The sequence below is a fragment of the Streptomyces sp. NPDC007346 genome (assembly GCF_040703535.1).
In the GTDB taxonomy this organism is placed as follows: domain Bacteria; phylum Actinomycetota; class Actinomycetes; order Streptomycetales; family Streptomycetaceae; genus Streptomyces.
Genome location: NZ_JBEYKR010000223.1, coordinates 1 through 7,800, shown reverse-complemented (window position 1 = coordinate 7,800; position 7,800 = coordinate 1). Strand labels below are relative to the sequence as shown.

Below are 7,800 nucleotides of genomic sequence, written 5' to 3'. Positions count from 1 at the left end.
CGCTGTCGGAACAGGCTGCCGTGACGGCGGGGCCTAGAACTCGTCGTCGAACCCGACCGAGCCCTCCACCGCCACCTGGTAGGCGGACGGGCGGCGCTCGAAGAAGTTCGTCAGCTCCTGGACGCCCTGGAGCTCCATGAACGAGAACGGGTTCTCCGAGCCGTACACCGTCGGGAAGCCCAGGCGGGCCAGGCGCTGGTCGGCGACGCACTCCAGGTACTGGCGCATCGACTCGGTGTTCATGCCCGGCAGGCCCTCGCCGCACAGGTCGCGGCCGAACTGGAGCTCCGCCTCGACGGCTTCCTTCAGCATGTCGGTGACCTGCTGCTCGAGCGCGTCGTCGAAGAGCTCCGGCTCCTCCTTGCGGACGGTGTCCACGACCTCGAACGCGAAGTTCATGTGCATCGTCTCGTCGCGGAACACCCAGTTGGTGCCCGTGGCGAGGCCGTGCAGCAGACCGCGCGAGCGGAACCAGTACACGTACGCGAAGGCGCCGTAGAAGAACAGCCCCTCGATGCAGGCCGCGAAGCAGATCAGGTTCAGCAGGAAGCGGCGGCGGTCGGCCTTCGTCTCCAGCCGGTCGATCGTCTCGACCGAGTCCATCCACTTGAAGCAGAACTGGGCCTTCTCACGGATCGAGGGGATCTCCTCGACCGCGTCGAACGCCGCCGCCCGGTCGTCCGGGTCGGGCAGGTAGGTGTCCAGCAGCGTCAGGTAGAACTGGACGTGCACGGCCTCCTCGAAGAGCTGCCGCGACAGGTACAGCCGCGCCTCGGGGGAGTTGATGTGCTTGTACAGCGTCAGCACGAGGTTGTTCGAGACGATCGAGTCACCGGTCGCGAAGAACGCCACCAGCCGGCCGATCATGTGCTGCTCACCCGGCGACAGCTTGGCGAGGTCGGCGACGTCCGAGTGGAGGTCGACCTCCTCCACGGTCCAGGTGTTCTTGATCGCGTCCCGGTAGCGCTCGTAGAAGTCCGGGTAGCGCATGGGGCGCAGGGTCAGCTCGAAGCCCGGGTCGAGCAGGTTCTTGGTGTCGTTGGTGCTCATTACTGGCATGCCTCGCAGGACTCGGGGTTCTCAAGGGAGCAGGCGATGGCGTCCGCGTCGGGCGCCGAGGCCTGCTGTACGGGAATGGGGGCGGCGGCCGACGCCTGACCGGAGGCGGCACGGGCGATCCGGGTCGCCGGGCGCGAACGCAGGTAGTACGTCGTCTTCAGCCCCTGCTTCCAGGCGTACGCGTACATCGAGGAGAGCTTGCCGATCGTCGGCGTCTCCAGGAAGAGGTTGAGCGACTGGCTCTGGTCGAGGAACGGCGTACGGGCCGCCGCCATGTCGATCAGGCCGCGCTGCGGGATCTCCCACGCCGTGCGGTACAGCGCCCGCACGTCCTCGGGGATCCAGGCGAAGCCCTGCACCGAGCCGCTCGCCTCGCGCAGCGCCTCACGGGTGCGGGCGTCCCACACGCCGAGCTTCTTCAGCTCGTCCACCAGGTAGGCGTTGACCTGGAGGAACTCACCGCTGAGCGTCTCGCGCTTGAACAGGTTGGAGACCTGCGGCTCGATGCACTCGTACACACCGGCGATCGAGGCGATCGTGGCGGTCGGCGCGATGGCGAGCAGCAGCGAGTTGCGCATGCCGCTCTTCGCGATCCGGGCGCGCAGGGCGTCCCAGCGCTCCGGCCAGTTCAGCTCGGTGTCGTAGTGGTCGGGGTGCAGCACACCGCGCGCGGCCCGGGTCTCGGACCAGGCGGGCAGCGGGCCCGACCGCTCGGCCAGGTCGCAGGAGGCCTCGTACGCGGCGAGCATGATCCGCTCGGCGATCCGCGTGGAGAGCGCGCGGGCCTGCGGGGAGTCGAAGGGCAGGCGTAGCTGGAAGAAGACGTCCTGGAGGCCCATCGCGCCCAGGCCCACCGGCCGCCAGCGGGAGTTGGAGCGCCCGGCCTGCTCGGTCGGGTAGAAGTTGATGTCGACGACCCGGTCGAGGAAGGTGACCGCGGTGCGGACCGTGGCGTCCAGCCGCTCCCAGTCGATCGAGCCGTTCGCGACGAACGCGCCCAGGTTGACCGAGCCCAGGTTGCAGACGGCCGTCTCGCCGTCGTCGGTGACCTCCAGGATCTCCGTGCACAGGTTCGAGGAGTGAACGACCCGGCCCGGCTCGGCGGTCTGGTTGGCGGTCCGGTTGGAGGCGTCCTTGAACGTCATCCAGCCCTGGCCGGTCTGTGCGAGGGTCCGCATCATCCGGCCGTACAGCTCACGCGCCGGAATCGTCTTGCGGGCCAGGCCCTTGGCCTCGGCCGCGCGGTAGGCGGCGTCGAACGCGTCGCCCCACAGGTCGACCAGCTCGGGGACCTCGGCGGGGGAGAACAGCGACCAGTCGGTGTCCGCGTCGACCCGGCGCATGAACTCGTCCGGGATCCAGTGCGCCAGGTTCAGGTTGTGCGTACGGCGCTGGTCCTCACCGGTGTTGTCGCGCAGCTCCAGGAACTCCTCGATGTCCGCGTGCCAGGTCTCCAGGTAGACCGCCGCGGCACCCTTGCGGCGGCCGCCCTGGTTCACCGCCGCGACGGAGGCGTCCAGCGTCTTGAGGAACGGCACGATGCCGTTGGAGTGCCCGTTGGTGCCCCGGATCAGCGAACCCCGGGCGCGGATACGGGAGTAGGAGAGGCCGATGCCGCCCGCGTGCTTCGACAGGCGCGCCACCTGGTGGTAGCGGTCGTAGATCGAGTCCAGCTCGTCCTTGGGGGAGTCCAGCAGATAGCAGGAGGACATCTGCGGGTGCCGGGTGCCGGAGTTGAAGAGCGTGGGGGAGGAGGGGAGGTAGTCCAGCCGGCTCATCAGCCCGTACAGCGCGGCGACCTCGTCCAGCGCCCGCACCGAGTCGTCCTCGGCCAGCCCCGCGGCCACACGCAGCATGAAGTGCTGCGGGGTCTCGATGACCTGGCGGGTGAGCGGGTGGCGCAGCAGGTAGCGGCTGTGCAGTGTACGGAGGCCGAAGTAGCCGAAGCGGTCGTCGGCGCCGTCGGCGGTGGCCCGGTCGACGAGTGCGTCGAGCGCCTTCGCGTGGAGCGCCACGAACGCGGCGGTGCGGTCGGCGATCAGCCCCTCGCGGTGGCCGACCGCGACCGAGGCGGAGAAGTGCGTCGCGCCCTGGCCCGCGGCCTCGTCGGCGATCGTGCGGGTCAGCAGCCGGGCGGCGAGCCGGGAGTACGCGGGGTCCTCGGAGATCAGCCCCGCGGCCGCCTCGGTGGCCAGCGAGCGCAGCTCGGCCTCGTCGGAGCGGGCGTTGCGCCCGCGCAGCGCGGAGGCGGCGACCCGTCCGGGGTCGGTGTCGGGCAGATCGACGGTGAGGTCGGTCAGGGTCCGCAGCAGGGCGGTCCCGGGTCCGTCGTTCGCGTGGTCACCGGACGTGGTGGAGGCGGCGATTCCGGTGGCTGAAACCGGATCGGCGGGCGCGATGGTCACTGGGCTTTCCCTCGCTCGGCTGGGGGCCGGCGGCGAGCGGGGAGCCAGGCAGCACGATGCCCCGGAGGGCAGCACTGCTCACGGCGTCCACCGGCCCATCCGCGAGGCCCGGACGTCTGGCGTCCGGTTCGGTCGAGCCGGACGCGCTGTCGGCAGGTCATCGGACTTCAGGTGTGCAAAAGCACACTGATCACACCGTTGCGGGACAGTTCCGGATTCACACCGGATTCCCCTGCGGCGACAGCGAGGTCGAGCATACATGTGGGGGGCGCCAGATGCTGCGGCCCCCACATGTTGTGTCGCGTCGATTTAATACGCCCCTCAGGAGGCCGCCTCCAGCCCCAGCCGGAAGGTCATGAGGCGCAGGCCCGGCACCGGCTCCCAGTCCCGCTCAGGGGTCCGCAGAAAGCCGAGCCGACGGTAGATCCTATGGGCTGGGAGCATGGCCGGCTGCGTCGACAGCACCAGCCCCCGGACGCCTTCGGCGGACCGGGCCCGCTCGACGCACGCCCGTACGAGAGCCTCTCCCACACCCCGTCCGCGCCCCGCACGGGCCACGGCCAGCATCCGGAACTCGGCCTCGTCCGGAGCGGAGATATCGCGCCACGGAGTGCCGGGGGCGGCATACGTCACACCACCGAGCACCACCCCGTCCGCGTCGAGCGCCACGAGCACCTCCGCCTCGGCCGCCCGCTGCTCCACCGCCCGCAGTTTGAGCAGATACGGGTCCTGCGGGCCGTCCAGCAGATCATCGCCGAGATAGGCCTCGGCGATGATCTCGCCGAGTACGGCGTACTCGCCGGGCTCCGCCACTCTGATCGTCAGATCCATCAGCCACTCGCTCCCACTTCGTTGTTCGGGGCGCCGTCGCCCACCGGCGGCAGGTCGCCGCGCTCGACGGGCTGCTGTCCGGAGCCGTCCCCGGCGGGCGGCAGCACCCGGTCCAGCTCGTGGTCGTCGGCGCGATGGGCGGCCCGCGCCGCCGACCGCAGCGTCGTCCGGTCCACCTCGCGCGCCCCGCTCACCGTGATCACGAGGTCGCCCTGTTCCTGGGCGTACGCGTGGCCCGACTCCGTGGCCCGGTACCAGTGTTCGCCGTCCCGCTCGCACGTCACCAGGGGCTCCTGACCGCCGGCGGGTGCGGAGCCGTCCGTACAGTCGGCCACGGCGTGCGGGCGGCGCTCCACCGACAGCTGGAGCATCCCGCCGTCCGGCGCGGTGTAGGAGCTGCCGAACCCGTCGTCACCGAGCACCCCGACCGACTGGCGCGCCAAGGCGTAGCCCGCGGCCTCGGTCACCCACACATGCTCCGTGACGAGCTGCGCGGCGCTCGCCCGCGCCTCCAGCTCCGCCCGGTCGGGCGCCGGTTCGGCCGAGGAGCTCCGGTCCGCCGCCGACTCCGAGCCGGGCGCCGGGACACTGCCGCAGCCCGTCACCGCCGCCAGGGCCAGGGCCAGGGCCAGTGTCACGGTCGGGAGGAGGGGCCGGAGCCGGGGCGACCGGCAGCGCGATGTCATGGGCACATCCTTTCGTACGGTCAGGAGTCCGCGCACCGGGAAATCGAGCGGCGGCCGGACTCGCCCACGGGCGCGAAAAGGGGCCGCCGCGCCCCTGGGAGGGGTGCGACGGCCCCGATCGGCCGACGGCGGTCAGCAGCAGCGGAAGCCCTCGCGGGGGTCCGCCTCACGGGCGTCCGTGCGGCTGCGTTCGAAGGCGCGGCGGGTCATGACCGGGGTGTCCGGATCGTGGGACCTGGCGTGGGCCACGTAGCGGTCGTACGTGGCTTCGCCGGTCAGCTCCCGGACGTACCAGCGGATGCGTCCCGCCACCCGCCGTACGTCCTCGACCGTCATGTCCGGTCCCCCGTTCCCGCCGTCTCCTTGCGGATGCCGCCCTCGGGGCCGACGCCCGCGGCGGCCAGTTCGGCCTTCTCCTCCTTGGTCGCGATGAGCGAGGCCGGGGCGACGAGCCTGGACTCGACGTACGGCGTCTCGTGGAGCCGGACGCTCTCCGGGTCGCGGATGGCGTTGAAGCAGACCCGGCCGGCGTCCACGAGCACCACGATGATGAGGACCGCGAAGAGCGCGCACAGCACCCCGTCGACGGTGGAGTTGGTGACGACGGTCCGCATCTCGTCCATGTTCTTGGCGGGAGCCAGCACCTCGCCCGCGTCGATGCCCGCCTGGTACTTGTCGCGCTGGGCGAAGAAGCCGACCTTCACGTCCGAGGAGAAGATCTTTTGCCAGCTCGCGGTGAGGGTGACCGCCACGTCCCAGGCGAGCGGGACCGCGGTGACCCACGCCCACTTCAGGCGGCCGGACTTGACGAGCAGGGTGGTGCAGACGGCCAGGGCGACGGCGGCCAGCAGCTGGTTGGCGATGCCGAAGAGCGGGAAGAGCTGGTTGATGCCGCCCAGCGGGTCGTGCACGCCGACCCAGAGGAAGTAGCCCCAGCCGCCGACCACGACGGCGCTGGCGAACCAGACGCCCGGCTTCCAGCTGACCTCGCGGAACGGCTTGTAGGCGTTGCCCAGCATGTCCTGGAGCATGAAGCGCCCGACGCGGGTGCCGGCGTCCACGGTGGTGAGGATGAAGAGCGCCTCGAACATGATGGCGAAGTGGTACCAGAACGCCTTCATCGCGGTCCCGCCGATCACCGCGGAGAAGATCTCCGCCATGCCGAGCGCGAACGTGGGCGCGCCACCGGTCCGGGAGAGCAGGCTCGCCTCCTCGACGTCCTTGGCGGCCTGGGCCAGGGCGTCCGGGGTGATGGTGAACCCGAAGTTGGCCACGGCCTGGGAGGCGGACTGGACGCTGTCGCCGATCACGCCGACGGGCGCGTTGATGGCGAAGTACAGACCGGGGTCGATGATGCAGGCGGCGATCATCGCCATGATCGCCACGAACGACTCGACCAGCATGGCGCCGTAGCCGATCATCCGGATCTGCGTCTCCTTCTGGACCATCTTCGGCGTGGTGCCGGAGGAGACCAGGGAGTGGAAGCCGGAGAGCGCGCCGCAGGCGATGGTGATGAAGACGAACGGGAACATCGAGCCGGCGAAGACCGGGCCCGAGCCGCTGGTGGCGAAGTCGGTGACGGCGGGCATCTTCAGGGTCGGCAGCGCGACGACCACGCCCAGGGCCAGCAGCCCGATCGTGCCGACCTTCATGAAGGTGGAGAGGTAGTCGCGCGGGGCCAGCAGCAGCCAGACGGGGAGCACGGAGGCGAGGAACCCGTACACGATCATCCAGATGACCAGCGTGCCCGGCTCCAGCGTGAAGAAGTCCGCCCACGACGACTCGGCCACCCAGCCGCCCGCGACGATCGCGAGCAGCAGCAGCGCGACGCCGATGACGGAGACCTCGCTGACCTTGCCGGGCCGCAGGATGCGCAGGTAGACGCCCATGAAGAGGGCGATCGGGATCGTCATGCCGATGGAGAAGACGCCCCACGGGGAGTGGGCGAGCGCGTTCACGATGACCAGGGCGAGGACCGCGAGCAGGATGATCATGATGACGAAGACCGCGATCAGGGCGGCGATCCCGCCGACCGGGCCGATCTCGTCCCGCGCCATCTGGCCGAGCGAACGGCCGTTGCGGCGGGTGGAGAAGAAGAGCGTCACCATGTCCTGGACGGCACCGGCGAAGATGACGCCGACGACGAGCCAGATCGTGCCGGGCAGATAGCCCATCTGCGCGGCGAGCACGGGGCCGACCAGGGGGCCGGCGCCCGCGATGGCGGCGAAGTGGTGGCCGAACAGGACCCGGCGGTCGGTGGGGTGGAAGTCGACGCCGTTGTCCAGCCGTTCGGCCGGGGTCGCGCGGTTCTTGTCCGTCTTCAGGACCCGGTTGGCGATGAACCGGGAGTAGAAGCGGTAGGCGATGGCGTACGAGCCGAGGGCCGCCAGCAGCATCCAGGCGGCCGAGACCTCCTCACCCCGCGAGAGTGCGAGGGTGGCCCAGCCGGCGGCGCCGGCCAGGGCCACCAGGCTCCAGACGACTATCGACTTGGGGGACAGCGCCCGCCGTCCCGGTGCTTGTGGAACCGGTGGTGCTGGTGTGGGCGATTCCGGCATTTCGATCCGTCCCCTCGCGTGATCACTGTCGTAACGTGCGCGAAATCTAGGTGGTTCGGCCGCTCTCCGGAACCCCTGTTCGCATACCGGTCCCGCTTTGCCGATGTCTCCACCGAAGTTCCGCAGTAAGGACACGGACGGGAGGGCGGGGCGGTTCACGTGGACCGGCCCCAGCTGGGATGGCCGAAAACAGGCGCCGGCACCCGCTGCACGCGGTGTGCGCCAGACTCGAACTTGAGCTTGCCGTACACGCTGTCGCCC

7 protein-coding genes and 1 riboswitch are annotated in these 7,800 nt (G+C 70.4%); all 7 genes read right to left on the bottom strand.

The genetic code is table 11. The features are described from left to right. Positions 1 to 33 precede the first annotated feature (33 nt). Positions 34 to 1,050 (bottom strand): ribonucleotide-diphosphate reductase subunit beta, encoded by a 1,017-nt coding sequence (locus AB0917_RS32560; protein WP_366823313.1) that lies wholly within the window; start codon positions 1,048 to 1,050, stop codon positions 34 to 36. Further along, entirely contained in the window at positions 1,050 to 3,464 is a 2,415-nt protein-coding gene (locus AB0917_RS32555) for a ribonucleoside-diphosphate reductase subunit alpha (RefSeq protein WP_366823312.1), read from the bottom strand. Before AB0917_RS32555 ends, AB0917_RS32560 begins: the two co-directional genes overlap by 1 nt. A 133-nt stretch (positions 3,465 to 3,597) precedes the next feature. Next, positions 3,598 to 3,738, bottom strand: a riboswitch (cobalamin riboswitch). 47 nt (positions 3,739 to 3,785) lie between these two features. Further along, complete coding sequence (locus tag AB0917_RS32550; RefSeq protein ID WP_319176420.1) at positions 3,786 to 4,295, bottom strand: GNAT family N-acetyltransferase; 510 nt, start codon at positions 4,293 to 4,295, stop codon at positions 3,786 to 3,788. After that, entirely contained in the window at positions 4,295 to 4,981 is a 687-nt protein-coding gene (locus tag AB0917_RS32545) for a hypothetical protein (RefSeq protein WP_366823311.1), read from the bottom strand. Before AB0917_RS32545 ends, AB0917_RS32550 begins: the two co-directional genes overlap by 1 nt. Before the next feature lie 132 nt (positions 4,982 to 5,113). Further along, positions 5,114 to 5,317: a YbdD/YjiX family protein gene (locus tag AB0917_RS32540; protein ID WP_366823310.1), complete on the bottom strand. Its 204-nt coding sequence runs from the start codon at positions 5,315 to 5,317 to the stop codon at positions 5,114 to 5,116. Beyond that, positions 5,314 to 7,539, bottom strand: coding sequence for a carbon starvation CstA family protein (locus AB0917_RS32535; RefSeq protein WP_366823309.1), 2,226 nt, complete (start codon positions 7,537 to 7,539; stop codon positions 5,314 to 5,316). Before AB0917_RS32535 ends, AB0917_RS32540 begins: the two co-directional genes overlap by 4 nt. Before the next feature lie 155 nt (positions 7,540 to 7,694). Beyond that, on the bottom strand, positions 7,695 to 7,800 hold a 106-nt coding region (locus AB0917_RS32530), incomplete at its 5' end, for a PCRF domain-containing protein (RefSeq protein ID WP_366823314.1).

Bases quoted from the DNA above. Each gene is read 5' to 3' on its own strand.
- AB0917_RS32560 (WP_366823313.1), bottom strand. From the start codon at position 1,050: ATGAGCACCAACGACACCAAGAACCTGCTCGACCCGGGCTTCGAGCTG.
- AB0917_RS32550 (WP_319176420.1), bottom strand. From the start codon at position 4,295: ATGGATCTGACGATCAGAGTGGCGGAGCCCGGCGAGTACGCCGTACTC.
- AB0917_RS32535 (WP_366823309.1), bottom strand. From the start codon at position 7,539: ATGCCGGAATCGCCCACACCAGCACCACCGGTTCCACAAGCACCGGGA.
- AB0917_RS32540 (WP_366823310.1), bottom strand. From the start codon at position 5,317: ATGACGGTCGAGGACGTACGGCGGGTGGCGGGACGCATCCGCTGGTAC.
- AB0917_RS32545 (WP_366823311.1), bottom strand. From the start codon at position 4,981: ATGACATCGCGCTGCCGGTCGCCCCGGCTCCGGCCCCTCCTCCCGACC.